Source organism: Methanomassiliicoccales archaeon, from assembly GCA_036504055.1.
GTDB lineage: Archaea > Thermoplasmatota > Thermoplasmata > Methanomassiliicoccales > UBA472 > DASXVU01.
In genome coordinates this window covers 49,947-74,634 of the sequence record DASXVU010000004.1, presented here as the reverse complement: position 1 = coordinate 74,634, position 24,688 = coordinate 49,947, and the positions used below count along the sequence as shown (strand labels likewise).

General features: G+C 50.1%; 30 protein-coding genes. 16 read left to right on the top strand and 14 right to left on the bottom strand.

From position 1 onward, the window contains the following. Positions 1-52: 52 nt before the first annotated feature. Positions 53-1,210 carry a pyridoxal phosphate-dependent aminotransferase gene (locus VGK23_01225; GenBank protein HEY3419158.1) on the top strand — a complete coding sequence of 386 codons (1,158 nt, stop codon included), beginning with the start codon at positions 53-55 and terminating at the stop codon, positions 1,208-1,210. Between the two features lie 289 nt (positions 1,211-1,499). Continuing rightward, positions 1,500-1,757, top strand: coding sequence for a hypothetical protein (locus VGK23_01220; GenBank protein HEY3419157.1), 258 nt, complete (start codon positions 1,500-1,502; stop codon positions 1,755-1,757). 142 nt (positions 1,758-1,899) lie between these two features. Here the strand turns inward: VGK23_01220 and VGK23_01215 are convergent, their stop codons facing one another. Both VGK23_01215 and VGK23_01210 read right to left on the bottom strand, forming a co-directional pair. Next, entirely contained in the window at positions 1,900-2,445 is a 546-nt protein-coding gene (locus VGK23_01215) for a DUF1697 domain-containing protein (protein ID HEY3419156.1), read from the bottom strand. A gap of 10 nt (positions 2,446-2,455) precedes the next feature. Then, positions 2,456-2,878, bottom strand: a complete 423-nt coding sequence (locus VGK23_01210) for a hotdog fold thioesterase (protein ID HEY3419155.1) — start codon at positions 2,876-2,878, stop codon at positions 2,456-2,458. Positions 2,879-3,050: 172 nt separating this feature from the next. Between VGK23_01210 and VGK23_01205 the strand changes: the two genes are divergently transcribed. Next, positions 3,051-3,533 (top strand): GNAT family N-acetyltransferase, encoded by a 483-nt coding sequence (locus VGK23_01205; protein HEY3419154.1) that lies wholly within the window; start codon positions 3,051-3,053, stop codon positions 3,531-3,533. 61 nt (positions 3,534-3,594) lie between these two features. Here the strand turns inward: VGK23_01205 and VGK23_01200 are convergent, their stop codons facing one another. Continuing rightward, on the bottom strand, positions 3,595-3,795 hold the full coding sequence (locus tag VGK23_01200; GenBank protein HEY3419153.1) for a hypothetical protein: 201 nt from the start codon (positions 3,793-3,795) through the stop codon (positions 3,595-3,597). A gap of 320 nt (positions 3,796-4,115) precedes the next feature. On the opposite strand from VGK23_01200, the gene VGK23_01195 reads away from it, so the two are divergent. Then, on the top strand, positions 4,116-5,552 hold the full coding sequence (locus VGK23_01195; protein ID HEY3419152.1) for a hypothetical protein: 1,437 nt from the start codon (positions 4,116-4,118) through the stop codon (positions 5,550-5,552). A gap of 26 nt (positions 5,553-5,578) precedes the next feature. On the opposite strand, the gene VGK23_01190 is transcribed toward VGK23_01195, so the two are convergent. Further along, the gene (locus VGK23_01190; GenBank protein ID HEY3419151.1) at positions 5,579-5,920 is read right to left on the bottom strand and encodes a 4Fe-4S dicluster domain-containing protein; all 342 of its coding nucleotides are present in this window, start codon (positions 5,918-5,920) and stop codon (positions 5,579-5,581) included. 181 nt (positions 5,921-6,101) lie between these two features. Here VGK23_01190 and VGK23_01185 point away from each other — a divergent pair, with 181 nt between their 5' ends. From VGK23_01185 to VGK23_01175, 3 genes are all read left to right on the top strand, one after another. Then, entirely contained in the window at positions 6,102-6,836 is a 735-nt protein-coding gene (locus VGK23_01185) for a hemopexin repeat-containing protein (protein HEY3419150.1), read from the top strand. 282 nt (positions 6,837-7,118) lie between these two features. Next, positions 7,119-8,066 carry a Fe-S-containing protein gene (locus VGK23_01180; protein ID HEY3419149.1) on the top strand — a complete coding sequence of 316 codons (948 nt, stop codon included), beginning with the start codon at positions 7,119-7,121 and terminating at the stop codon, positions 8,064-8,066. Between the two features lie 211 nt (positions 8,067-8,277). After that, entirely contained in the window at positions 8,278-8,691 is a 414-nt protein-coding gene (locus tag VGK23_01175; GenBank protein HEY3419148.1) for a hypothetical protein, read from the top strand. Between the two features lie 19 nt (positions 8,692-8,710). Here the strand turns inward: VGK23_01175 and VGK23_01170 are convergent, their stop codons facing one another. Further along, positions 8,711-9,211 (bottom strand): hypothetical protein, encoded by a 501-nt coding sequence (locus tag VGK23_01170; protein ID HEY3419147.1) that lies wholly within the window; start codon positions 9,209-9,211, stop codon positions 8,711-8,713. Positions 9,212-9,357: 146 nt separating this feature from the next. On the opposite strand from VGK23_01170, the gene VGK23_01165 reads away from it, so the two are divergent. The 3 genes from VGK23_01165 to VGK23_01155 are packed head-to-tail and all read left to right on the top strand — an operon-like array spanning position 9,358 to position 10,445. After that, entirely contained in the window at positions 9,358-9,684 is a 327-nt protein-coding gene (locus VGK23_01165; protein ID HEY3419146.1) for a hypothetical protein, read from the top strand. Continuing rightward, the gene (locus VGK23_01160; protein ID HEY3419145.1) at positions 9,678-10,082 is read left to right on the top strand and encodes a DsrE family protein; all 405 of its coding nucleotides are present in this window, start codon (positions 9,678-9,680) and stop codon (positions 10,080-10,082) included. The genes VGK23_01165 and VGK23_01160 overlap by 7 nt, the downstream gene beginning before the upstream one ends. After that, a complete protein-coding gene (locus VGK23_01155) occupies positions 10,083-10,445 on the top strand; it encodes a DsrE family protein (GenBank protein HEY3419144.1) in 363 nt (120 codons plus the stop codon). Between the two features lie 39 nt (positions 10,446-10,484). On the opposite strand, the gene VGK23_01150 is transcribed toward VGK23_01155, so the two are convergent. The 5 genes from VGK23_01150 to VGK23_01130 form a co-directional block, all read right to left on the bottom strand. Beyond that, a complete protein-coding gene (locus VGK23_01150; GenBank protein HEY3419143.1) occupies positions 10,485-11,249 on the bottom strand; it encodes a hypothetical protein in 765 nt (254 codons plus the stop codon). 275 nt (positions 11,250-11,524) lie between these two features. Further along, positions 11,525-11,824, bottom strand: a complete 300-nt coding sequence (locus tag VGK23_01145; protein HEY3419142.1) for a hypothetical protein — start codon at positions 11,822-11,824, stop codon at positions 11,525-11,527. Positions 11,825-11,917: 93 nt separating this feature from the next. Further along, positions 11,918-12,595, bottom strand: coding sequence for a TylF/MycF/NovP-related O-methyltransferase (locus VGK23_01140; protein ID HEY3419141.1), 678 nt, complete (start codon positions 12,593-12,595; stop codon positions 11,918-11,920). Between the two features lie 224 nt (positions 12,596-12,819). Next, a complete protein-coding gene (locus VGK23_01135) occupies positions 12,820-13,374 on the bottom strand; it encodes a manganese efflux pump MntP family protein (protein ID HEY3419140.1) in 555 nt (184 codons plus the stop codon). Between the two features lie 175 nt (positions 13,375-13,549). After that, entirely contained in the window at positions 13,550-14,443 is an 894-nt protein-coding gene (locus VGK23_01130) for a cysteine synthase (GenBank protein ID HEY3419139.1), read from the bottom strand. Between the two features lie 386 nt (positions 14,444-14,829). Here VGK23_01130 and VGK23_01125 point away from each other — a divergent pair, with 386 nt between their 5' ends. Continuing rightward, entirely contained in the window at positions 14,830-16,278 is a 1,449-nt protein-coding gene (locus VGK23_01125; protein ID HEY3419138.1) for a saccharopine dehydrogenase C-terminal domain-containing protein, read from the top strand. A gap of 137 nt (positions 16,279-16,415) precedes the next feature. On the opposite strand, the gene VGK23_01120 is transcribed toward VGK23_01125, so the two are convergent. Then, complete coding sequence (locus VGK23_01120; protein ID HEY3419137.1) at positions 16,416-16,745, bottom strand: acyltransferase; 330 nt, start codon at positions 16,743-16,745, stop codon at positions 16,416-16,418. A 752-nt stretch (positions 16,746-17,497) separates the two neighbouring features. Between VGK23_01120 and VGK23_01115 the strand changes: the two genes are divergently transcribed. Both VGK23_01115 and VGK23_01110 read left to right on the top strand, forming a co-directional pair. Continuing rightward, on the top strand, positions 17,498-18,175 hold the full coding sequence (locus VGK23_01115; GenBank protein ID HEY3419136.1) for a hypothetical protein: 678 nt from the start codon (positions 17,498-17,500) through the stop codon (positions 18,173-18,175). Positions 18,176-18,527: 352 nt separating this feature from the next. Then, positions 18,528-18,872, top strand: coding sequence for a cupin domain-containing protein (locus VGK23_01110; GenBank protein HEY3419135.1), 345 nt, complete (start codon positions 18,528-18,530; stop codon positions 18,870-18,872). Positions 18,873-19,145: 273 nt separating this feature from the next. Here the strand turns inward: VGK23_01110 and VGK23_01105 are convergent, their stop codons facing one another. After that, a complete protein-coding gene (locus VGK23_01105) occupies positions 19,146-19,376 on the bottom strand; it encodes an HNH endonuclease signature motif containing protein (protein ID HEY3419134.1) in 231 nt (76 codons plus the stop codon). Between the two features lie 289 nt (positions 19,377-19,665). On the opposite strand from VGK23_01105, the gene VGK23_01100 reads away from it, so the two are divergent. Beyond that, positions 19,666-20,349, top strand: coding sequence for a serine protease (locus VGK23_01100; GenBank protein ID HEY3419133.1), 684 nt, complete (start codon positions 19,666-19,668; stop codon positions 20,347-20,349). Positions 20,350-20,687: 338 nt separating this feature from the next. Here the strand turns inward: VGK23_01100 and VGK23_01095 are convergent, their stop codons facing one another. After that, a complete protein-coding gene (locus VGK23_01095; GenBank protein ID HEY3419132.1) occupies positions 20,688-21,371 on the bottom strand; it encodes a serine protease in 684 nt (227 codons plus the stop codon). Positions 21,372-22,255: 884 nt separating this feature from the next. Here VGK23_01095 and VGK23_01090 point away from each other — a divergent pair. Both VGK23_01090 and VGK23_01085 read left to right on the top strand, forming a co-directional pair. Beyond that, a complete protein-coding gene (locus VGK23_01090) occupies positions 22,256-22,402 on the top strand; it encodes a hypothetical protein (protein HEY3419131.1) in 147 nt (48 codons plus the stop codon). A gap of 159 nt (positions 22,403-22,561) precedes the next feature. After that, positions 22,562-23,320 carry a zinc ribbon domain-containing protein gene (locus VGK23_01085; protein HEY3419130.1) on the top strand — a complete coding sequence of 253 codons (759 nt, stop codon included), beginning with the start codon at positions 22,562-22,564 and terminating at the stop codon, positions 23,318-23,320. A 2-nt stretch (positions 23,321-23,322) separates the two neighbouring features. Here the strand turns inward: VGK23_01085 and VGK23_01080 are convergent, their stop codons facing one another. Beyond that, positions 23,323-23,868 (bottom strand): site-specific integrase, encoded by a 546-nt coding sequence (locus tag VGK23_01080; protein ID HEY3419129.1) that lies wholly within the window; start codon positions 23,866-23,868, stop codon positions 23,323-23,325. Positions 23,869-24,688 lie beyond the last annotated feature (820 nt).

Below are 24,688 nucleotides of genomic sequence, written 5' to 3'. Positions count from 1 at the left end.
CCTCGAAATCCATTTAATATCGATTCAGTCAATCTGAGGGCCGAGTGTTAGGATGAACCTGAGAGTCAGCGACCGTTCCAAGCTAATTGTCCAGTCGGAGATCAGGAACATGACCATAGAATGCAATAGGATCAAAGGCATCAACCTGGCTCAGGGGGTCTGCGATCTGGAGGTTCCTGTCCAGGTCATCAACGGAGCGGCGGAGGGGATGAGGCAGGGGTTCAACCTCTACACCCGATACGACGGCCTGCCGGTCATCCGTGAGGCGCTTGCTAAAAAGATCACTAGCTACAACGGTATCGCAACCGACCCGGAGGAGAACGTAATCGTCTCTGCCGGGGCGACCGGTGCCTTCTACTGCACCTGCATGGCGCTCCTGAACCCCGGTGACGAGGTGATCGTCATCGAGCCATACTATGGATACCATGTAAATACCCTGCTGGCTGTCGGGGCGGTCCCGGTCTTTGCCCGTCTAGACCCGCCGGATTGGCGCTTCAGCACGGACCTGCTCGAGCCGCTGGTGACCGACCGCACGAAGGGCGTGATCATCAACACCCCCGGCAACCCCTCCGGAAAGGTGTTCACAAGGGAAGAGATCGACCAGCTGGCCGATTTCGCGGTGGAGAAGGACATCTTCATTTTCACGGACGAGATCTATGAGTATTTTGTATATGACGGAAAGAAGCACGTTTCCCCGGGTTCCCTTCCGAAGATCGCCGACCGGACGATAACCATCTCGGGATACTCAAAAACGTTCAGCATCACGGGATGGCGTATCGGATATTGCGTGGCTCAAGAGGAATGGGCCAGAATGATCGGATATGTCAACGATCTGGTATATGTCTGCGCCCCGTCCCCGCTGCAGGTGGGGGTGGCAAAGGGGATAGCGGACCTGCCCCCATCTTACTATGAGGGCGTTTGCCGCTCATACCAGGAGAAAAGGAAGCAGATCTGCGATACCCTGCATGATGCCGGCCTGGAACCTCATGTCCCGGAAGGTGCCTACTACGTGCTGGCGGATGTCAGCGGCGTGCCAGGCGGGGATAGCAAGGATCGGGCGATGTATATTCTGAACAGGACCGGGATCGCGAGCGTGCCAGGGAGGGCATTCTACCATGACAATGCCGGAGAGAACATGGTCCGTTTCTGCTTTGCCAAGAAGGATGATGTTCTTGACCGGGCCTGCGGGGACCTGTGCAAGCTGAAGTAGGGCCCGGGACTTTGCATGTTTGGAATCGGACAACCATCCTTCGATAGGTACCGAAATTGTCGAATCGGGCACATTTTGAAAATTCTCCGCCCGACTCGTTCGATTATTGGAAAATTTTCGTCAATATAAGAAACGATATATAGTACAAGCTCCAAAATTCCCTTCGATCACTATGGTTTATGCCAAGAGGTTCACGTGTCCGGAATGCGGCTGGACAGTCCAGAGCGTTAAAGGTGAAGAAAACATGATGCAGCATCTCATGATCCATCGGGACCAGCATCATGATAAAATGAAGTGGACCGAGGAAGACCTGAGGAGCATGATGAAGGACTTCTATTTCGGGACAAAGATCCAATGCACCATCTGCGGATGGAGCGCCATGGACCCAGATTCGAAGAACGAGAACCTGATGAGGCACATGATCATTCACCGGGAACAGAGCCACCCAGATGTGAATTGGACCGAGGCGGACATGCAGGACATGATGACCGAGGTCACCCTCGATGAGGCCTACAACGTGAAGTTCAAGCCACGGGGAAATAAGTAAACATCAGGATGAATGATGCCGGGTAGGCCCAGCGGTACCCTCCTTTGATAGGGCCTGGCCGGCAGGGGTTTCGCGGAGGCAGGCTCCGCCCCCATTTTCTCTAATTACTGATTATCTGTCATTCCGTAATGCGAGTATGGTTTCAACTTCGATCTCGATTACGTTCCTTCTCGACCAGGCCTTTCACCGTGGACCAGTTCCTTGTGGTGGCCCTGACGCCATACGTTCTCTCGATCAGGTCGTTCGCTGGTCCTGAGCCCTCATCCTTCCTGACGATGGAAAGGACCACAGCGTCTTTCAGGCCTATCATGATGATCCCTTTGTAAATAATGAATGGCATCTCGGGAACGGTCGTCGGTCTAGCGGATAGGAAAGTCGCGAAACCCCTGTCACCGTCCGAAAGGAGACCATCGAAAGGAGCTGCATCGACCAATCGGGCCAGTCTCTCCATCGGGACCAAGAATATCTCCACATTGAGACCGGTCAACCGTTCCATTTCCTCGGCTATGATCCGGTCGATCTCACCCTCGTCCTGGATCGATGAGCTCAATACCAGGTTCCCGCTCTGCCGGAAAATGGACACATTTTCGAACCCTGCCTTGGCCAGGCCGCTGGCGATATCATCCATTCGCACCGAGCGGCCACCGACGTTGATCGCCCTGATGAAGACCGCGTATCGGGACATCATTATCTCGTGACTATCGTGTCCGGTCCTTTAATTTGTATCCGTTACCTTGAAAGATCGCGACCAGCTCGCCCTTCTCGAACACCTTGACCTCATAGACAGAGGTCTGTTTCGTCTCGCCGATCTTCTTGGCCACAGCCTCAAGCTTTCCGCGGGCCGGCTTGATGAATGTCATGCTGGCGAACATGGCCACCTGAACCTCTGGTCCGAGATTGGAAGCGACGGCGAACGCCTGATCGGCAATTGTGAAGACAGCGCCTCCATGGGCCGTTCCCAAGGCGTTGTGCTTGTCGCTGACATCCATGGTGACCCGGACCTCTCCTTCTTCGGATATGTTGACCAATTCTATCCCGAAATCGCGAATGAACGGAGCGTCGTTGATCCCACGAAGCCTTTCCCTTATCCCTTCCGGAAGGTCTATTTTTTCTAGGTCCATAGAAGGTCTTCCCTTGCCGGGTAACGGAAACGCAACCCTTAACTGTTGCTCCATGTATCAAATCCATCGGACCGTTCGGATAAGGAGTGGGCGAAATCGCAAACGTCCGGTAGGCGGAGGGCGTCATGGTTAATTATCATCAGATCATCCACACTCCCAGGTGACACAGGGGATGGAATCCATGCAGATATCAATGGTCAAGGTCGATGCAAGCAACGTCGACGATCTGGCGAGGATGATCGCCGAGCTGGCGGTCTTCGAGCATCTGGAACCGCCGACCGCGGAGGCGATCGAACGGTTGCGGAAGGATGTTGGATCCGACACTCCCTATTTCCACGCCTATATTGCGCACAGCGGTCAGGAACAGGTCGGGTACGTGTTCTTCTTCTTCACGTACTCCACATTGCTGGCCAAACCTACTCTATTCATCGAGGACATCTATGTGGTGGAGAGATTCCGAAGGTATGGTATCGGCCGTAGGTTGCTGACGTTCTGCGCGGCCGAGGCCAAGAGCAGGGGATGCGGCAGGATGGACTGGAACGTGCTTGACTGGAACTCCAAGGCGATAAGTTTCTACCAGGGCTGTGGGGCTACCGTCCATACCGAATGGAGCATGGTCCGCCTCAAGGAAGAGAACTTCGAGAACCTGCTCTGAGGCGTTGATCGTCATCCTCTGACGGTCTCATCCATTGTGTTTGTCAAGGCACCAAGAACGATCAGCGTGGCGATAATGAACCGATCAGCACCTTGCATATGGGACAAACGACCACGTCGATCTTCTTGTGGTTGACCGCTCTTCTCTCGTAGTCGCATAGGTTCACCGATCTACGGTCGACGACCTTTGAATCCGTGAGGCCTCCCCCTTCCTTGATGTAAAGGGTCCTGAACTCGTACCCCTCGACCGATTCCACTCCCATAAGCTTGCCGATCTGGCTGGCATTCCGACCACATATGTAACAGCATTGTTCTCCATTGATTCCATCGGCTTTAGAATGCGGGGACATCATGATCAAATCCGACAGACAAATGCTTCTTCAATCGATATATAATCTCATGTCCATCACTAAATCGGGTTAGTTCCCGCCCAATGATGTTCATTACGTCCTCGGAGTCTAAACCAATTCGGGCCGAGATCCCGAGCCAGATGGGGCCTTTTCGGGAGCTTTTTTGGTTTTATTATCGATAATATAGGCTGGCCGGTTAAATAACTAACATCAACATCTTGTACGGGGATCCAATGGGGCACGGATCGGATAAACGTCGTTTGGCGGCAACGGTGGTGGCTCTCGCCATTTTCCTGATGCTCACGTCTTTCTTTGGTGACTATCTGATCACCGCGGACGCAAAGGCTGGCGGTCTTGATGTAGAGTGGAAGGTTCCTTTGACCGAGGGCTTCGACGAGATGTTCACAGCACCGGATGGATCGATCATCGTGAAGGAGGATGGCGGACTAATTCGGGACATAGACCGGAACGGTACGGTGAAATGGGCCTATGATACACCTCTTGGCCGTGACCTCCAGATAGGAATGGATGGACATATCTACCTCATCGAGGCGAGGCCGGATAGCAACAATTCCATTGTCTGCCTCTTGATCAACGGGTCTTTGAATTGGAGGTTCGAGACCGATAGATTGCTTCAGAACATCCAGATAGGACAGGATGGAAACATCTATTTCGTTGAGGATATTGGTACGAATTCGACCCTTTTTTGCCTGACCCCTGATGGCACGGTGGCCTGGGGTTATGTGCCGGTCCATAGAAATCTGCACAATTATCCCTTCGTCACATTGCGAGACGGGAATGTCATGTTCCGGGAAACGGTCAGCGAATGGAACAACACAGTGCGTTCAGAAGGTAGCATGGTCCCATCCTACGACCATCTGGTCTCCATATCCGCCAATGGAAAGGTGGTGTGGGACAAGGACCTGCTTCCCATGACCCAAAATCTTACCATGTGTGACGGTCCTTCGGTCATTGGCAACGACACTCTTCAGTTTACTCTCTTCTTTAATGACTCCAAGATGCAAGTCGGGATGGACGGAGATGGTTCATTGATATGGTCTGTAACAAACTCCCTTATGGTCATCCCTGCCATCCTGGGTCCCAACAACACAGCGTACTCTCTTGAGGTCTTCCAAGACCAACGATGGGGCCTTCCTTCCTATCCAGTAAGCCGCATCAATTCACAGAATACTTCCACGGGGATTCTGAACTATCAGAAGACGTTCGATGGGTTTGCTATCGGACCGCTTGCCATGAGCGATAACGCTTCCCTGTTCTCAATATTCGGAAAAATGGTGAAGCTCGGATCAGACGGAAGCGTTCTCTGGAACTCGAGTGATTGGAATCTATTTTCCCTCAACAGAATACTCGACGACGATGGGAATTGTGGTTTATTGGTGGCAGACGAATCCTTGATCACCTTGATCGACGGGAATGGCGTCCAGCGATGGCAGTATCGGCTTGATTCGACGGTAGATGCCGGCCATTTGAGGCCGGACGGAAGCGTGATCGTCATGACCGACGAGTACGCGATGTCGATCGACAGACCGGTGCTTACCACCACAATGAACTATTTCGCCGTTCTGCTGGCCATAGATCTGTTCGTTACCCTGACGACCCTTGTGCGCATCGTGGACATGATATGGCCTTCGAAGACAAGGACCGATTGAAGTGTAGCTTCATCCTGGTCGTCTTTTCATTTTAGAAGTCTGGTTATCCGACGGTCGATATGGTTGAGGGCGCTCCGGACAATCGGATGGGGCCTTACCTCAATGGCCAAGGCATCGCCGGGACAAAGATGGGTGCATCTGGCACAGCCCCGGCATCGGCGTTCATCTATTGACACGGCTCGATCCGTCACCGAGATGGCCCCAAAACGGCAGAACCCATTCCTCACGCAGACGCCGCATCCCTTGCAGCGGTCCCTCCTTACAATGATATGGACCCCTGGCACCTTGGCATATCTGACCGCTAGGTCCTTGGCGATCCTGGGAATGCCGTGGTTCAGGATATCGAGATTTCCGTTACTATCGGTCATGGCCGTGCCGACTGTTAAGGGCAGGGATTCCTAATAAACAGTTGGGATCGATGGACAGTGAGTTACGCAGAGACGGGCCGGCAGGAAAGAGCGTGGACCCTTTGCGCATGGGATGACATCCGACAATGCCATATAGAAAACAGCGGCATTCCCCGTTTCAACTCTGTGGGAGAATGGCTAAATGGCGTTGAAAGCGGACGGCGGAAGGTCAGGGGCAAAGACTGGACAGCAGACAAAGGTCGGCTCGATCCTGCGGACCACCGACAATTGGCACGATCTACCCGCCGGATTCGAGGGGGACTTCGATGCGGTACTAAACGGAGACGGCCCCTTTGCCGGTAACTGTTACATCTTCAAGGGCGACTCGTATGTCAAGTATGATTGGAATGCCGATAAGGCTCTCTCCGGTTACCCTAAGAAGATTGCTGGCAATTGGCCAGGTATGCCATCCGACTTCTGTTCGGACCTGGATGCAGCCGTCAACGGTCAGGGGGCCTTTGCCGGCAACTGCTACTTCTTCAAAGGCGATTCCTACGTCAAGTTCAGCTGGACCAACGATCGCGCCTTCCCTGACTGTCCTAAGAAGGTGGCCGGGAACTGGCCTGGCCTTTCATCCGGATTCGAGGGTGATTTTGACGCAGCCATGAATGGCAGCGGCAGGTTCGCGGGAAAGTGCTATTTCTTCAAAGGCGATTCCTACATCAGTTTCGATTGGAAGACCGACCGGGCCGACCCCGGTTATTCGAAGAAGATCGCCGATGGTTGGTATGCGCTGCCTGACATGTTCAAACCAGGGGTGGACGCCGCCGTGGAAGGTTACGGTCGCTTCGCTGGAAAAGGATATCTTTTCAAGGGCAGTGACTACATAAGGTACGATTGGACGTCAGACCGGACCGACTATGTCGGTTCCCGGTGAAGAAACGGCACTGTTGCGAGATCCGTGGGCCTAGAATGCTTGAATTCAAGCAGGCTGCTTAAAGCAGGTTCAACGAGCAGGTTTTAATAGGTGCCCGCTCGAATATTTATTTCGTGGCCTTCGGTGATGCGAAATCGGAAAGGGATCTTTTATCCAATTACGATATCCGATCCAAACATCGTTCGGTGGACAAGAAGGCTACGGATTCCGGTCTTAAGGCGAACGGCTCTAGGACGATTGGGACGGATCGAGTTCCGTGATATGTGATTTTGGAGGTTGACTATGGCAGATGAAGGTCAAAATGAAGCGAAGGATCAGACTGCGAACGTAGTGCACAACAAGCCGGGCGGGAAGGTCAGAAAACGCACCATCGCGATCGCGATATGCGTTGTCGCAATAGTCCTTGTAGCCGGCATGATCGCTGTTTATTACAGCACAAAGCACGAAAACCAAGGGAAGCCTTCGGACGTTCTCACTGTCACCGACGTCAACATGACAGCCGTCTCCGTTCCTCTCAGTTCCATCAGCCAGACGGCGACGTGGTATGAATACAACGTAAGCGGTTCGACCGTACGCTTTTTCGTGGTTAAGGACGCGAACGATACGATCCATTGTGCCTTCGATGAATGCTGGATGTGTTACGGAGCTCACCTGGGATACAGGCAGAACGGCACGGACATGGTGGAGAACTGCTGCAACATGCCGTTCCCCATAGATTCGATCACCAAGGAGGGCTGTTCCGGGATGGGATGCTGCCCGATATATCTTTCCGGGTCGGTGGTCGGAGACCAACTAGTGTTCACCAAGTCCGATCTGGCCAAGCAGAGGTTCACTTTCCTGACTGCGGATGAGGCGGTGAATGTGGTAACCTACAACTCTACCCACGTCGCTATCCCGCTAGCCTCGGTGGGCGAGAACGCCACCTGGTACAAGTATGACGTCAGCGGGACCACCGTGCGCTTCTTTGCGGCAAATGACGCAAACGGGGTCGTCCACACATCTTTCGATGACTGCGCGAAGTGCTACAAGAAACACCTCGGATATCGTCAGGGTGAAACAGGAACGATGGTGGAGAACTGCTGCAACATGGCATTCCCGATAGCCAACATCACTGCCGCCGGTTGTTCCGGGAAGATGTGCCATCCGGTATTTTTGGCAAACCAGGTGATCGGGGACCAGGTCCTCATATCGATCGCGGACCTGCAGGCCGGGGTGTACCTGTTCGCCTGATGCTCCTCGATCTTAGCCCGTCAGTGTCGACGGGCCGAAACCCTTTCTCTTCCTTATCGGGTCCTGGTTCGGCAATGATAACTGAAAAAGCCGGATTTCCGTGATCTTTCATCCTTTTCTATTGCCCTCGCTCCTTCTCCAAGAACGCTGATCGACGATCTGCCAGTCTCCGGCAAACAACTAATAGCCCGGTCGCTCCGTAGATCCACTTATGTCTGGAGCGAAAGGCAACGGGACGAAGGATGATCCCTGGATCCTAAGGACGCCGTCAGGCGAATCCGAATTCTCCACCTATCGGGATGAGGGCGCTGACCCGCCGGCGGTGGTCGTTACCGTGGGCAAGACAGAGCTGAGGTACCACCTGCGCTGCCTCGAAGATCTCCCGTCAATGCTCAGGGCTCACGGGGACTGGATGCCGCTTGGCAATGCTGACGAGCAGAAGCCGGCCAAGGAAGGGACGGTCGAGGCCTGGGCCCGGTCGGCCGACAACCCGGTTGGGGGCTGGTATGGTCTGAAGAAGGGTCTGAGAGGCCGTTTCGCCACCTACATCCCTCCCATACTGGAAAATCTAGGAAAGGCAGAGGTGGAGCACAACCCCCGGAACAACCGGATGAGGTCGAAGTAGGCCGGTCACCGGAGAAAGGTCAGCCTACCTTTCCCAGACGGATGGTTTCCAGTTCCTCATGCTTTGAGATCATCGCCTTGAGGAGTATCAACGGCATCCTGACCGTGACCTTGTCCTTCACATTGATGGTCAGTACCTCTGCCGCAGGGTCGATGCCCAGGATGGCCAGATGCTCCACGATCTTTCCCGTTCCTTGATATTGCACCCAATGAAGCAGGCTCTGCAGGTCCTCATCGCTTCCGTTGTCGCCCAGCCGGACATCGATTATCGCCTTTTCCTGGGTCAGCCTTCCGGTCGCCGGATAGTACTTGAAAGCACCGAAACCCCGCTCTCCCAGGTCGGGCATCAGTTCATCCACCGGCCCGATTCTCTGGTAGTTATCGAATCCCGCCAGCGATCTGATCACTTCTTCATCGGTCATCGGCTCATGGGTCTCGGGCGAATAGGTCTCCCCCTCGATCGGTTCGACGATGAAGACCACAGGTCCGGTCGTCCGGGCATTGTTTTTCTCTACATCCATATAATCACACCTCAAGCACCTTTGTGAACGCATAGCTTATCAACTTCTCGTCGCCCGGTGATTTAGTTATGGCGCCATACGTGACTGTCCCCTCATCTCCGCAGCGATAAATATCCGGAGCTTGACTATGAACCAATACTGATCTCATGAGGACCTGCATCCTGTTGATGAAAACGCCCTGCACGGAAGGGGAGTCATGGAGGATCGCCGAGGCCATCCGGGGAAAAGGAGACAACCTGTTCCTTCTGGGTGACGCGGTAATGAACTGCCGTCGGGAATACCGGGGGCATCCTTCATCCATCATCGAAGGTGCGCTCAGCCGTGGGGCAAAGGTCCGGGCCAGCGGAAGGGACCTTAGGGCGCGAGGTATCGACCCATCCGAGCTTGCCAAGGGTGTCGAGGTGGTAGAGGACATCGAAGGCATGTTCATCGAAGAGGCGATGGAACGGGCGGATCGGGTGATCGCATGGTAGGCAAAGGAACCTTGGCGATCCTGCTGCTCTCCGCCCCCTATGGCAACCAATATGCCGACCATATGTGCCGAGTGGCGATGCGTGCCCTGGAAAAGGGTTACTCGGTTGAGATATTCCTTTACGGAGACGCCGTCCTCGTCCAGATGAGCCATCAATCCCCGGAAGGACTGTTCCCGGTCGGGCCCAGGATCGTCGAGCTCATCGAGAAGGGTGCACGGGTATACAGCTGCCAAACATGCTCGGAGGCAAGGGGCAATTTCACGGACCCGAAAGAGCCATCGAAGGAAAGGGAAGACCCGGTCGGAAAGGTGGCGGAAGGCATCCATATCACTTCCATAGACGGTTTTGTGGAAATGCTCGCCAGGGCGGATAAGGCCCTTTCCTTCGGAGGCGGTTGAATGGAGGTCCTGGTCATCGAGATAGTCCACGCTCCCTATGGAAGGGTGAACTCATATGCCGGCCTCTTCATCGCCAGTTCATGGGTCTCCGCCGGTCACAGGGTGATAGTGGCGCTTCACAATGATGGGGTGTACGCCGCCAAGAAAGGGCAGACGGATCCCATGAAGGAGGTGAACATGCCCTCGGTCGAGGAACTGGTCCGGGATGTCCTCAAGGGTGGCGGTAGGGTTCTGGCCGACCGCATGTGCCTGGAGGTGAGGGGCATGGATGAGGATATGCTCATTGAAGGTGTGGAGATATCCGACGGAGAGGACCTGGTGGAACTGGTGCGAAAGGAAGGGGAAGGGGTTTTGACGTTCTAGGCCGGTCTTCGGTTTGATCGGTGTATGATGGCGAATCCGCTAAAGGTGCTGGATCAGGGACGCGATGACCGAGGTGTCCAATGGCGTTCCGCAATATCCGCATATCTTCATTCCCGGGTTGTAATCCTTGTCGATCCTTATCGAACCGCCGCAGCTTGGACACTTGTATGCCAGAGCGAGGCCTCCTTGTCTAACTTGGTCCAACAGTTGGTTCATGTTCACGGAGACATTTCTGGAGGTGTTCAGTTCGTGGAGGGCCTTCTTCCTCACATGGCCCGCCTCTTCGAACATCGTGAGCTCCTCTAACGCTCTGGCAGCGTCCTCGTTCCTTCCCGCCCGGAGGGCGATGGCGGCACCGCAGTAGACATCCGTCTTATAGGCAGCCTTGAGATAGCACTGGTTCATAAGCTCGGCCCTTTCGTCCGCGAACCGTACATTGGAATGCCCCTTCTCCATGGTCCGGATCCAATCCATCTGTCCCCTTTCGTAGCCGGCCCCGGTCTGTGACGGGACATTGCAGGCGAACTTCTCGGTGCTGATGCCGGCCACCAGATTCATGAATTTCTCCCGATCCGCCCTGGTAAGCTTTCCTAGGGTCAATCGGTCCTGAGATGAGGCCTCGGTCATGCCGAACCGGTTATCGATCGACTTCTGCAGTTTATCGTCAAAGGAAGCGGCGAGGTTTGCCTTAATGGATGTGACACGGTTCTGTCTTTGTTCCATCAGTTCTCTGCTGCTGCATTCGCTGCAGAGGCCGCTGCCCAGCTTCTTTCTCCCACATCTGACATATTTACCCAACGGCAATCCCTGCCGGGCAAGAAACATCGGATGAGATAAATTCTTCGTGTCAGAAATGTAATTTGAACATTGTCGTTCAGGAAATGGATCGGACAATGGGCCGATCTCCTGGACAGATCACACTATAGTCGAAGAGCTCCCGAATGGTGGTATCTAATTCCCGGTGAACGTTCCCAGGACATAATTGATACCCTTCTCATGATTCACTCGATAGTACTGACCATATCATAGACTGAATAGCCCAGTTGGTCCACTATCGCGGCCATCGCTCCATCTGTCGGTTATTTCTTTACCAAGGCCAATGTCGCCTTGTGATCTAGCACCGGAAATGTCCGTCCCTTGTTGAACTGCCACATGGCCATCATATCCGGTTCCATGGCCAATTTCATGAACACGTCCATCCCGGGGGTGTCGTATATCGTGTAGATATCATGCATGGAAGGGTCGGTATAGCTGCCCAGGAACTTTATACCGTATTTGGCGGCTATCGATTCGACCTTTTCATACCAGTTCACCGATATCGGCCTATACTTTTCTTCATGCGATGGACATACTTCGGCTGCGTGCGATGCTATTTGCATTACCAACATGGCATGATCACCGGGATTAATAGTTCAGGTCATCGCTGATATTCTTTTCCAATTCGATTGAAAGTGCGCGGTTCAGATTCTTCTTTACATTTTGATCATGAGGCACTGATAGCTCGAAAGACCGAGAACGATCTCAGGTTTGTCTAGAAAGAATTCATCGATCGCCTTTCTCACCCCAGTCATATAGCTGTAATCGTGTGAGATGATCAGCCCTCCACGGTTCATTCTGGGATAGAAGAATTCCAGGCCATCGTAGGTCGACCGGTGGAGGCCGGTATCGAGATGGACCAAGGAGAACACCGAGTCTTTGACCGGCCCAGATGTACCTGGGAAGAGTCCCTTGTAAAAATTCACGTTGGGGAAGTTCGCCAAATACTTTCTAACGGCGTCCAGGTCCGAGCCGAACCGGTCCTCCTCAGACACCTCCAGATTGTCAAAAGGATCCGGTTCTGGTGCACCGTCAAAGGTATCGAACAGGTGCAGACGTCGGTCACCCTTTGCTTCACAGATGACTTTGGCCGAACCGCCCTTGAATACTCCCACCTCGGCGATATCTCCCTCGATCTTGCCCGTTGCCTTGACGGCCTCGAATAGCTCCTGGGCGGCAGTGTTCGACATCGACAGTTCAGTTTCGTTCTTGATCTGATTGATCTTGCCGTTGACCATTTTTCTGTCAGGGTCATTGAAGTTCATGAGCTCTAGGTTGACCCTAACCAGCAGTGATTGCAGGACGATCCCGGCCCTTCGTTCCAAATCGTTCAATTTCACGAGCTCACTGAAATGCAAGTGGAGCTCGAAGTGTTTAGCATCTTCGATTGCCTGTCATGTCCGACGCAAGATCTTTCAATAATCATCATCACATTTGGACATGATTTCTTGAACACCAAATGGCTTCCGACCGTCTTCAGGATTCGGAACGATGTGATCCGATCATGGTTCGGATCCCTACGTGATCGACCATCCTCCGCCAAGCGCCGGTTCCATGATCATGCGGTCAGATGCTCGACCAAGATCTGGATCCCGATCAATATCAGGATAAGGCCTCCCACGATCTCTATCTTCTTGCTGAATAGCTTTCCCAGTCCTGAACCGAACACGAATCCGATGAGGGAGAGCACGAAGGTCACAGCCCCGATGATCAGGATCGGAACTAGGATGGATGTTTCCAGCAGGGCGAAGCTCAATCCCACCATCAAAGCATCGATGCTGGTAGCCACCGCCAGGGTCAGGGCCAGCGTCAGCGTGACCGCATCGCCATCACCCTCCTCGGCCTTGGTCGATTCATAGATCATCTTCGCACCTATGAACCCGAGCAGCGCAAAGGCGATCCAATGGTCGATACCCATGATGATATCTCTCAGACCCAGCCCGGCCAGCCAGCCAAGGAACGGCATCAGGGCCTGGAAACCTCCGAAAAGTGAGGCCAGCAGGAGCGCCGTTCTCCTTCTGTCCTTCTTGACGGTCATTCCTTTGGCGATGGAGACCGCAAACGCATCCATGGCTAGCCCGATGGCGATCAGGGTCATCGTCAGAATATCCATAGATCAACCTTTTTGTCCGGCCACAATGATTGGATGCTTATGTACATGTTGGCCGAAAGCTCCGTAGGTCTTCCACAGACCGATCGACAGTTCCAGGGAACAAGTGGCCAGGCTCCAATTGGGAATATTGGGAAATGATTTCTCCTGGCTTGTCAAGTTCGCACGACTACCGGGATCATGCCTGGAACAGCTTGGTGCTGAGGTACTTCTCGCCACGGTCAGGGAAGATGACGACTATGTTGCCGGAGCTTATCTTCTTCGCGGTCTCCGCCGCGGCATACATGGCAGCGCCGCTGCTCATGCCCACAAAGATACCCTCTTCACGGGCGATCCGCCTAGCCATGTCATAGGCGGCCTCGGTCTCCACCATGATCGTGATATCGATCTTGGATGGATCGTATATCGAAGGAACGATCGCCTCCTCCATGTTCTTGAGGCCCTGGATATAATGTCCCTTTACTGGATGGGCGGACACGAGTTTGATATCGGGGTTATGCTCCTTCAATGCCCTCCCCACGCCCATTATCGTACCGGACGTTCCCAGTGCGGAAACGAAATAATCTATCTTGCCGAAGGTCTGTCTCCAGATCTCTTCGCCGGTGGTGCGGTAGTGGCAGATCTGGTTGTATTTGTTGGAGAACTGGTCCGGCATGAAGTACTTGTCCGGAAATTGTTCCACCAGTTCCCTCGCCTTTCTGATGGCGCCATCGGTGCCTGACTTGGCATCGGTGAGGGTGACCTCACCTCCCAGGGCCTTTATCATCTGTCTTCTCTCGACGGAAACGGCCTCGCTCATGACGATTTCGACACCGTATCCCAGTACCGTTCCGATCATGGCCAAGGCGATGCCGGTATTGCCCGATGTCGGTTCGATGATGGTCTTGCCCGGTCTCAGTCGCCCTTCCCTTTCGGCCTGTTGGATCATCTCAAGGGCGATACGGTCTTTAATGCTGCCAGTGGGATTGAATCCTTCCAGTTTGGCATATATGTTGACGTTATTGTTAGGATTTAACTTGTTGATACGGACTATGGGAGTGTTCCCGATCGTCTGAAGAATATTATCCATCATCTTCGAGTCCTCCTTCAGTAGGAGGCGTATTCTAACTTATATTCGTGTCGAAGGAGATATCCAAAAATCGAATGAACACCGATCCATGAACCTGGATGGGTTCGAATGATGTGATGTTGCGATACCGAACGAGTTCGGTGGCATGCAGGTTCTATGGGCAGCCGATATTGACCGTTTTTCCATCATCTCCTTCCTCGATCCGTCCATTCTCCAATTGTTGACCCATTTTACTGGCGGTGAATACACTGGTGCTGAACATGAACTGCTCGAAACCTCATTGAAATGCAGGTGATCTCGAACAAGCAGGTCCTGGAATGACCCTTCTATCTAAGAAAACTTTACATTCTTGGATTTATTCTCATCCAAGTCAAAGAGGATTTTCATCGATGATGGAGTTCAATAGTAAGGTTCTGATCGTGGGGTACGGTTCCGTCGCACGGTGCACGCTTCCTGTTCTTCTGAAGCACATCAACATTCCGTACGAAAATATCACCATAATTGACTTTGAGGACAAGGCCTCCGCCCTGAAAAAATGGACCAACCTAGGTGTGAGATATCGTAAACAGATGATCACGCCTGAGAACATCGAATCAGTCCTTTCAGAGCATCTGCCTCCCGGCGGGCTCCTTATAGATCTGGCTTGGAACATCGATACCTCCACCATGATCAAGTGGTGCCATGAGCACGCAGTCCTGTTCGTAAACACCTCGTTGGAGGTCTGGGACTCGGCCGCCGAAATAGAGTCAAAGAACCCCCTTGAAAAGTCGCTCTATAACCGGCAGATGCGTCTGAGGCAGATGACAGATGGTTGGATCGGCGGACCGACCGCGGTCATCGATCACGGTGCAAATCCGGGACTTATCTCCCATTTTGTGAAGCAAGCCCTGGTCGACATTTCCGAGAGGCTCATAGCGGATAAGAAAGTGGACCAGAATGAAGCAGAGCACCTGCGGAAGCTTGTGAAGGCAAACAATTTCGCAGAATTGTCGAGGCTCCTGGATGTCAAGGTCATCCACTGCTCGGAAAGGGACACTCAGGTCACGAACAATCCTAAAAAGGTGGACGAGTTCGTCGGGACATGGAGCATAGAGGGATTGAGAGAGGAAGGGGTTGCTCCGGCCGAGCTGGGCTGGGGCACGCATGAGAAGACCCTGCCGCCACTGGCCTTCGTCCCATCGGTGGGGCCGAGGAATCAGATCATGCTCGCACAGATGGGCATGAACACCTGGGTTAGGTCATGGGTCCCGGACTGCGAGATCGTGGGGATGGCCATCAGGCATGGTGAGGCCTTCGGATTATCGGACAAGCTCACCGTCTGGGAGAATGGGAAGGCCGTTTACAGGCCGACCGTTCATTATGCCTACATGCCGTGTAACGACACTTTGGTCTCGCTCCACGAGCTCAGGTGCCGGAACTATGAGATGCAGCCCAAACTGAGAATTCTCCAGGAAGAAGAGATCGTCTCCGGAGAGGACATCCTAGGCGCATTGCTGATGGGCCATGAGTACGGCTCATGGTGGTGCGGAAGCATCCTCACCGTCGAAGAGGCGAGAGAGCTCGTTCCGGAACAGAACGCGACCACCGTCCAAGTGGCTTTGGGAATAGTATCCGCGGTCATGTGGATGATGGAGAACCCCCGGAAGGGCCTGTGCACCCCGGAGGACCTTCCCCACGATTTCGTGCTCAGGATCTCAATGCCCTACCTGGGGAAGTTCGTGTCCGTACGATCCGATTGGACCCCGCTTAAGAACAGGAAGGTCTACTTCAAGGAGAACCAGGAAAATAACCACGAGAGCGACATGTGGCAGTTCAGTAACTTCCGGTTCGTTCCTTGACCATTCCTTTTCTTTTCCTGCTCGATGATGGAAATCGTTCGATGCAGGCATTTCCCTTGCCTGGTAATGTTGAACGAAAAAGAGTGAAGGACCAAGGGGATCCAGCCAATCACTTAGGATAAATCAATAAAGAATGGTCACCGCCACGGCATCTTCCAACGAGTGTTGATCGTATACTTGTTGACCTTCCTGTCCTTTATGAATTTGGCCGGGACACCGCCGACCATGGTCCATGCGGGAACATCCTTCGTGACGACCGCTCCGGTGGCAACGACTGCCCCCTCCTGGACGGTGACTCCGGCAAGAATGGTCACTCCCGCCCCGATGTAGACCCAATCCTCAATATTTACCGGGCCCCTCGTTGCCCCGAACTCTGGATCGTCGATGTCATGTTCCATTGTGAAGATCTTGAGATAATCGCCGATGTTGACATTATTGCCTATGCTGATCTTATCTCTAAAATCCAAAGCGGCATTGCTGCCGATTATTGAATGATCGCCTATGGTCAGATTCCTGAATGGACCTCTGAATTTACACCGTCTGTTGATGTACGAGGTCCGAGGCATCCTTATCCTGAAAACATGTCGGAACAGTGATGACCTTATCCAATGCCCGTACAGGAAACTGGTTCCGGTGCACAAAACGTTTGTTAAATTCCTGAAATATATTCTGGAATGGTCTGCGATAATGGCCAACTCGTCATTCGATTTGATGAAAGAGATTATCCTATCTTCGATGAGTAAATGAATAGACAACGTTCGACACCCCATCGAGATACTGCTATCATTCATTGCATTTCAATATTTCGGAGTTTCTGTTCAAGAATTATCTGGCAATATAAAAAGGAACACGTCTTACTCATCTGCGCCAATCACGATGTATCTGAAAATATATCGTTCCGTAATGTGAAACGATGTTGTTTCTGTTCAAAGTCTCGCTTGGAACTGCCTTGCTTTAACTAGAACCCGAAGACGGTGGCATAGGAAATAAATGTAAAATAGATCTGAGGTGTCAGCCATCCGACGACATTATCTTTTATTAAATGGATGTCGAAATACCTCCTCGGTCATTCGGTCCGAATCGGGGAGATTCCATTTTGATGTTCTTCAGTGTTTGATCTATCATCTATGTCCAGGAAGAAAAGAAGTCGTATAAATCGAAGTAGATTTAAATATTATATCATGTGCTTCTTGTGGACTACTGAGTTGGAGATATAGACATGATGATGGAAAAGAACCGAATCGGATTCTGGCTTGCGTCCCTTACTGCTGTACTAACGACCGTAACTTTCTCGCTCGCTCTCCTTGGCACTCTATCGTACACTTATCCCTATCCCTACACTCCTTCGTACATCCAAGCCGATTACTTATGGCTCATCCCAGCATTCTTACTTATGCCGTTATTCGTGGTGCTGGTAGCATTCATCCATCACAACGCATCGAATGAAAAGAAGCTCTTCAGCCAAATCGCACTATCATTTGCCACAATCAGTGCGGCCATGCTTATGCTTGATTTTTTCATTCAATGGACCGTGGTCTTGCCTAGTACTTTAGCAGGAGAGACAGAAGGCCTATCTCTCTTTACCCAGTACAATCCCCACGGCCTATTCGTGAGTATTGAGTCCCTAGCCTACATATTGATGAGCACGTCGTTCCTTGCCCTGGCCCCGCTCTTCAATGAAGGAAGGCTGCAACGTTCTATTCGATTTCTTTTTGTTGCTGGTTTTGTCTTGGCGACCGGATCTTTTATCGGTCTTACATTAGCAGGCCATGATGCTGTCCAATTTGAGGTGCTTGTTATCACCATAGATTGGATAACGCTGATAGTCTCCGGGATCTTGCTAGGTGTTCTATTCAGACACGCTGCCAGGGCACCCCGAGGTGATGGTCAGACATAGAGCTTAAACAAGGTCTCTTCCCTCATCGTAGTGGGCCGTTGGGGCGGCGATCGCCATCGCGCATTCATTTTTCTTGCGAAGAGAGGAATGAAGAACGTTTGAAGTAGGCATTAGATAGAAGAACAAAAAGTGGACAAGGTCGGTGTTCGACCAACAACTCCGAATGGCCGACCATCAATTCTGCCCAGGGTCGGGAAATTCACTCTTGAAGAGGGTTAGAAGGATAACAATCCCTTCGTCTTTCTGTTTTCCTCTTGACTTCTTCTTTCCGCCCTTTAATGACATACTCGGTTCACCAATCGAACGATTATTCTAATACCAAGAACTGTCAAGCGAATACTAAGGAATTTACATGACTATCGAGAAGAAGAACTTCAACAAACCAGACTCCGTAATGACACCACCATTGACCAGAGCGGAGAGGGTGAAGATAGGGGACTTCGTGGCAATCAAATATACCTTCGAACCCGGCTGGAAATGGTCGAAGGATGTCAGCCCTTTCGCTGGCACGGCCACTTGTCAACTCCACCACTTCGCTATCCAGATCAAGGGTCGCCTCCGGATCAGGGCTAACGATGGACAGGAAGTCGACGTAGTCCCTGGTGATGTGATAGACATCCCTCCTGGACACGATGCATGGGTGGTAGGGGATGAAGCGGTGGACTTCTACTCTTTCGAAAAAGAAACCAGTCCTTAGCCGAACGTGAGATCGAGCCAAAAGACAAATGTCGCGGGCAAACAGCTCAAGGACTCCTACAAAGAGTCCGATTCAATAAAAACACAGAGACCCGTTATTGAATCTCAAAAATATATTTCTGGATATGCGTAGTGGTGGACTGGGGGGGATTACCCTCCATAAAACCGACTGGTTAACGACCGATTTCTCCCTAATTCAGGAAAAGCCCCGCCGAGGGTTTGAGAGATAAAACGGAATAACAAACCGTCGCAAACCATTTTCAATTTTTTTATTTTACCAGAACCAATGTTTCTTTTTCTTAGCGTGAAGGGATGAATGTTCGCTTCTACTCATAACCAACAAATTGCCTTTTCTGAAATTACTCTTGTTCCCATCCTTGTGGTGGACAACCCTTCCCTTTCCTATCGGACCTCCGATCATGTTCTCGGCCACGGTCCTATGCACCAGCTTCCCGCTGTCGCTCCACCTAATATAGCCTTTCTTGTCCTTGTATGTCTTCCCCAAGACTCACACCTAAGAATGCTACGAGATATCTTGCCTTAATTATTTGTCCAATTTTTCTTATCTATCTTACTCCCTCTTTCTTCTAACTATCTAACTATTCAGTTAATTCTGTTAATGCTGGATGACAAAGTTAAAAACCCAGTTAGATAGGAGTTAGGAGTTAACAAAATTGGTAAATCCGAATAGACGGTCCAAACCGGGAGCGGAGATCGTGTAAGAATTCCTAATAACAAAGTCAGTAATATGAGGTACAAGTTTGATACTTCGAATTGTATCCAGTCTATCTATCATGTTTAGAAATGCGTACAAAGAAACCAGAGATTCTGTTTACGGAATTTGCGTTCCCATAAAAGGTGAAAATGATCTATACACACATGCTTTCGGGTCGGGATTTACAATAGCCCCGGGAATATTAGTTACCGCCGCTCATGTAATTCATCACGATACAGAAATGAAAGATTCCGAGAAGCCAGTTCTTTTGACTATCAGATTACCTGATATGGAAAAACCATTTGAAAAAGTAAGTTTTATCGCACAAGATCTCGATCACGATATTGCATTATTGAGGATAGAAGAACCTAGATCGAGGGAATTTCTTATCTTAGAACCTTCCCGAGCACCTAATGGGGCAAGTTGTGGTTCATTAGGCTTTCCATTAAGTCACTTAGTAAAAACTGAAAAGGGGAATCAGGCAAATTTCCTAGAGAGGTTTCAGGGGTCATATATCTCGGCATGTTATCAAAAAGCATCGCAAAATGGATCAATTATTGATTATTATGAATGTGAATCAATGATGTTTGAGGGCTCAAGTGGATGTCCAGGTTTCCTTTCCAATTCAAGAGTATTTGGTATGTTAAGTCGTGGTGGCAAAGATAATTTTGCCCCGGTGGACAACGATCGAGTGACAATGTCTCTTTGGATTCCTTCCATGGACATAATCAAATTGGCCAGGAAAAACGGAATATCGGTATAACCCTAGTAATTTACGTAAGATAATAGGAATAATGGCGGGTCTGCCCGGACTGGAAACAACGGGCATCCAGTAAGTCGTGATTTCAGATCAATAACGATAATTCGTGTAATTTGGGGTTGCCAAACCCTTTGCAGTCTTTTTCTTTTCTCTTTAGAAGTTGTAAGTTACTGTTCTTACTGTTCCTACTGTTCCGGGAATGATGCTGGCTCCAAGGAACAGTAGGGAGAACGGCACGAAACTGTTCTGGTCTTGTGTGATTCTTTAGTACCTCCAAGGATTAAAAAAGAAGTCGAACAATCATTCAGAGTCTTATTCGAGTTGATTCGATGCTGGATAAATTACCGTTTTCCAATTTTAATTCCATTAGCTTTAGCACACCTAATAATTTCCATCGATGGTACCCAGTTCGAGATTGCTAGTTGTGACATTTTGCCATCCTGCCCTTCCCGATTCATCTGGTAGCTGCTCTGCATACCAATAACAACCCCGCTCATTAGAAAACCAGGGCATCCACTCGAACCTTTATACATCAACGAATCGACTTCATATTGATAAACAGGTTTCCCCTTTGGTGAAATCCCTTGAGAATAGCAGGAAACATAAGATCCTTGAAAACGTTCGACAAGGTGGAATCCATTATTGTCAAAAGAACATAGTGGAAATCCTAGAGAGCCGCAATTCGTACCAGTCTGTATTTTATTAGGTTCCAAAGTAAGAAATTTAGCCGATCTTGGATTAACAATCTTTAGCAAGGCTATATCATACTCTGAATCTTCGGCAATAAATTCTGCCTTTTCAGTCCCTTGCCCAATATCAGGAGACCTAATCACATCAAAACTCGTTTGGATGCTCTTCTTCGCATCGCTATCAAGATGGACTAAATGACCAGCCGTTACTATGATACCCGGAGCTATAGTAAATCCAGATCCAATGGTATTGGCTTGTAAGTTATCTCCAATAATTGAAAATCCATGAACACCATAAATTGATTCTCGATTAGTTGAACATGCTCTCCTAAACATCCTTTCCCCTGTGGTTTGAATAAGTGTTGTTATGTAAATATTTGTGTTATTGATATTATATCAGAATACTTCAATAATGATGAGTACTCATGTTCGTCTTACTTTGTCTTTCGAGGTTGTTCCATCATAGTCTATTTTGTATCATTCATAATAATCTGGAATTGTATTTTACAATGCACAGGCGCCACAATATATAGTACAGGCTACATTTTAGAGAATAAAAGAACGATCCAAACCAATTCATCGGCTCCCGATCATCCCAACCATGCCCGGCCACATTCTTTCTTTTAGATCCGAAACGAATAACTGCCCCTATATATGGTGGCCCTAATCACTAATCAAAACCTATTCCAGATTATTAATGTATTATTCAATAATATCAAGGACCTGCTCCGATCCCCGGTCGAGGTTATCCCAATCTATTCCGGCCCCTTTACCATCCACTACCTAACCCTAGCCAGTCAATGATAATGACGTTCGAGGCGGTCCCTGTTTCCATACCCCTTTTTAAAACGGTCAGCTCAAACTAATATACTTCTTCCATCCGTTCTTGATGTCTGGCTATAGTTCTTTGGCAATTGGCAGCCTCCCTATATGATAGAGGATTGGAAACCCGATCCGTTTGATATTAGGGTAAGTATTTATCAAGTGAATATGGAGGTCCCAGTCTGGATTGATATTCTATTCCATATTCTGCGCCGCCTTTATATGGGAAACAGGACAACACTATTCCAACCAATAGTTACTTAACCAGAAAAAACGAGGATATCAGACTGGGTCGGTAATGTTTTACGTTTTAAAGCGCCGCCTATATGGTATAGGGACGGCACTTTCACTCATCTCTCAAAGCAACGGATTAGATATGATGCCTGGTCCGGGTGATCATGAGCAGAGAATGGGAAGAGATACCCTGCCCTGAATGCGGGGCTGAGAACATCGTAAAAGTCGAGGCAAAGGGCGATATCAAAGGTCGTTGGAAGATTAATGGAGAGAAGATAGTTTTCGTATACGGCTCTCACGCAATCCTTTGAAGTGTATTGAAGTCAATTGATGAAGGGAAAGAAATGAATGATGAACGATGAGACAGTATGATTTCCATTTCATTATCACATTTCAAGACCAAGGCCAACCATTAAGCTCTTGCACAAACTCCCACATATTACGCCGTTTTCAGGCGTCGTGGTGGAGATATGGAGAATACAGATCAGATTCCTAGAAAATTCTGTTCAGATTGCGGATCTTCCTTTGAAATGGAATCTACGTTTTGTCCCAAGTGTGGAAAGAAAATCCAATCAACAGTAGATTCGAGCAGCCAACCGGTGCAAACTCAACCGAAACAGCCCTATATTTCAGAACCCTCGGTCAAGAAGAGAAGTCGAAAAGTTGTTATTGGTGTGTCGGTAGTGGCGATTGCCGTTGTTCTGGTCATTGTTGCATTGGTTGTTCTTTCGCCTACGAACAAAGGTTCAGCTGATAACACGACTTTGTTGACAAATTCATCAAGCAGTTTTACAGCGAATGCCGGTATGATGCCATCTGGGTGGACTTACGAGTCAACCGCATCCATGCCTAGTGTGGTATCGGCAAGAAGTTCATCTATCGTAACATATCATAATGGGTACTCTCAACAATCTTCGAGCGGAGCTATGTTTGGATCCGCAGCCATCGTTTTCTACAGTATAGATGATGCTAAAAACTTCGTTTCAACCACCGTCTCATCCAGTTCGAGCGTTCCAATGGCCCATATTACTAATAGCGGACTGGGGGATGACATGTATCAAGCGTCGTCTACTTCATCCCAGCCTCATGTATACTCGATTCTTTTTAGAGAAAACAATGTAGTTTGTATGAATCAACTCGAATATTATTCTGGTAGCTATGCATTAAACACAGATTGGGTCAGGTCCATGGCTCAATTGCAGGAGAATGCCATTATGAATGCAATGTGAGTTCAAAGTATCTTATCAAGTTCGAGCTCGGCCCTTCCCCCTGCTCTCCGGATGTAATACTCGGCCATCTTGAGCTGCTTCCAACCGAACAGATCGCAAAGGATGACCGGGTTAGTGATCTTGTAAGCAAGTCGTGTCGCTGCTGTCGCCCTCAATGAATGGGGATAGATCTTCCTCTTGAGCTCTGACCTCAATGCGACCTTCTGCACTATCCGATAGACCGTCATGCGGGTCATATCGAGCGAGGGATGGGCCGTGAAGTACGTTCTTACCGCTTCCCACGCTCTCGGAGACATCTTCAAGGCCGGAATGGTCCTAGCGCTGTCAGGACGCTTAGGAGTCCATCCCTGTTCGCTTTTCGAGGGTATGATGATGTGTCCACGTTGGAAGTTGATCCAAGAGGACCTCAAAGCGGAGATCTCCCCCTCCCTGAGTCCGAGATCACCGGCGAGAAGGATAATCAAAGCCTCCCTTGGATCGTCCGGGTCTGCCGCCTTCAACAAAGTATCGAGCTCGAGGTCGTTCAGAGCATCATCCTTTGATCGCATTCCCTCTCTCATTGTCTGTACTTCCCAGGTAGATATTGTTACAAACAGTATTAATAATGTAACATAACGATACAAACAAACTGAGTTAGTATATAACCCAGGTCTTATGGAATGAAGATAATGTTACAAAATAGAGTATTATGTAACGTTAGATACATCGAAGAATCGTTTCACAATTGATAATTTTGAACATAGTTTTAGGATATATGACCGACTAGAATCGTCGGAGATCTAAATGGGGAACGAGGAATTAAACCAACCAAACCAAGGTCCATATCAGCAGCAACCGCAACAACCTACATATCAACAGCCGCCACCTGGATATCAACAAATGCCGCCACAGTATTATCAACAACCGGCCCCTAAACCGAAGAGAAAAAGAGGCCTGATAATCGGCGTAATAGCTATAGTCGCAATTATTATCGTCATTCTGTTGGTCGTTCTCGCAGTGCGACCCGGAGGGAACGATGGGGGATCTGCTTTGATCGGTCCCAAGCCGAATCTGCAGGTAGTGAGTTCAACATATTCCCAAAGCGTCCTGGGGGCAACAACAGTAACAGTCAAAGTGACCAATACTGGAGATGCGATCGGATCGAAGAACATTCATGTGGACATTACTGAAGGTCAGAACACATATCGACAAACTCAGGATGTCTCGTTGGCGCCGGGAGAGACCACATCCTACAGTCTTAAGGTGAGCACTCCATTTGGGACAGCTGTCACAAGTGGCATGATCCGTGTTTATCTTTCCAGTACCTAATCAATCCTTTGAGAAGGTGACACCAAATCTTTTCCTTTTATTCACTTCCATTGTTAAGCT

Coding starts and splice junctions, on each gene's coding strand:
- VGK23_01225 (HEY3419158.1), top strand. CDS start 53: ATGAACCTGAGAGTCAGCGACCGTTCCAAGCTAATTGTCCAGTCGGAG.
- VGK23_01220 (HEY3419157.1), top strand. CDS start 1,500: ATGAAGTGGACCGAGGAAGACCTGAGGAGCATGATGAAGGACTTCTAT.
- VGK23_01215 (HEY3419156.1), bottom strand. CDS start 2,445: ATGATGTCCCGATACGCGGTCTTCATCAGGGCGATCAACGTCGGTGGC.
- VGK23_01210 (HEY3419155.1), bottom strand. CDS start 2,878: ATGGACCTAGAAAAAATAGACCTTCCGGAAGGGATAAGGGAAAGGCTT.
- VGK23_01205 (HEY3419154.1), top strand. CDS start 3,051: ATGGAATCCATGCAGATATCAATGGTCAAGGTCGATGCAAGCAACGTC.
- VGK23_01200 (HEY3419153.1), bottom strand. CDS start 3,795: ATGGGAGTGGAATCGGTCGAGGGGTACGAGTTCAGGACCCTTTACATC.
- VGK23_01195 (HEY3419152.1), top strand. CDS start 4,116: ATGGGGCACGGATCGGATAAACGTCGTTTGGCGGCAACGGTGGTGGCT.
- VGK23_01190 (HEY3419151.1), bottom strand. CDS start 5,920: ATGACCGATAGTAACGGAAATCTCGATATCCTGAACCACGGCATTCCC.
- VGK23_01185 (HEY3419150.1), top strand. CDS start 6,102: ATGGCGTTGAAAGCGGACGGCGGAAGGTCAGGGGCAAAGACTGGACAG.
- VGK23_01180 (HEY3419149.1), top strand. CDS start 7,119: ATGGCAGATGAAGGTCAAAATGAAGCGAAGGATCAGACTGCGAACGTA.
- VGK23_01175 (HEY3419148.1), top strand. CDS start 8,278: ATGTCTGGAGCGAAAGGCAACGGGACGAAGGATGATCCCTGGATCCTA.
- VGK23_01170 (HEY3419147.1), bottom strand. CDS start 9,211: ATGGATGTAGAGAAAAACAATGCCCGGACGACCGGACCTGTGGTCTTC.
- VGK23_01165 (HEY3419146.1), top strand. CDS start 9,358: ATGAGGACCTGCATCCTGTTGATGAAAACGCCCTGCACGGAAGGGGAG.
- VGK23_01160 (HEY3419145.1), top strand. CDS start 9,678: ATGGTAGGCAAAGGAACCTTGGCGATCCTGCTGCTCTCCGCCCCCTAT.
- VGK23_01155 (HEY3419144.1), top strand. CDS start 10,083: ATGGAGGTCCTGGTCATCGAGATAGTCCACGCTCCCTATGGAAGGGTG.
- VGK23_01145 (HEY3419142.1), bottom strand. CDS start 11,824: ATGCAAATAGCATCGCACGCAGCCGAAGTATGTCCATCGCATGAAGAA.
- VGK23_01135 (HEY3419140.1), bottom strand. CDS start 13,374: ATGGATATTCTGACGATGACCCTGATCGCCATCGGGCTAGCCATGGAT.
- VGK23_01130 (HEY3419139.1), bottom strand. CDS start 14,443: ATGATGGATAATATTCTTCAGACGATCGGGAACACTCCCATAGTCCGT.
- VGK23_01125 (HEY3419138.1), top strand. CDS start 14,830: ATGATGGAGTTCAATAGTAAGGTTCTGATCGTGGGGTACGGTTCCGTC.
- VGK23_01115 (HEY3419136.1), top strand. CDS start 17,498: ATGATGATGGAAAAGAACCGAATCGGATTCTGGCTTGCGTCCCTTACT.
- VGK23_01110 (HEY3419135.1), top strand. CDS start 18,528: ATGACTATCGAGAAGAAGAACTTCAACAAACCAGACTCCGTAATGACA.
- VGK23_01100 (HEY3419133.1), top strand. CDS start 19,666: ATGTTTAGAAATGCGTACAAAGAAACCAGAGATTCTGTTTACGGAATT.
- VGK23_01095 (HEY3419132.1), bottom strand. CDS start 21,371: ATGTTTAGGAGAGCATGTTCAACTAATCGAGAATCAATTTATGGTGTT.
- VGK23_01090 (HEY3419131.1), top strand. CDS start 22,256: ATGAGCAGAGAATGGGAAGAGATACCCTGCCCTGAATGCGGGGCTGAG.
- VGK23_01085 (HEY3419130.1), top strand. CDS start 22,562: ATGGAGAATACAGATCAGATTCCTAGAAAATTCTGTTCAGATTGCGGA.
- VGK23_01080 (HEY3419129.1), bottom strand. CDS start 23,868: ATGCGATCAAAGGATGATGCTCTGAACGACCTCGAGCTCGATACTTTG.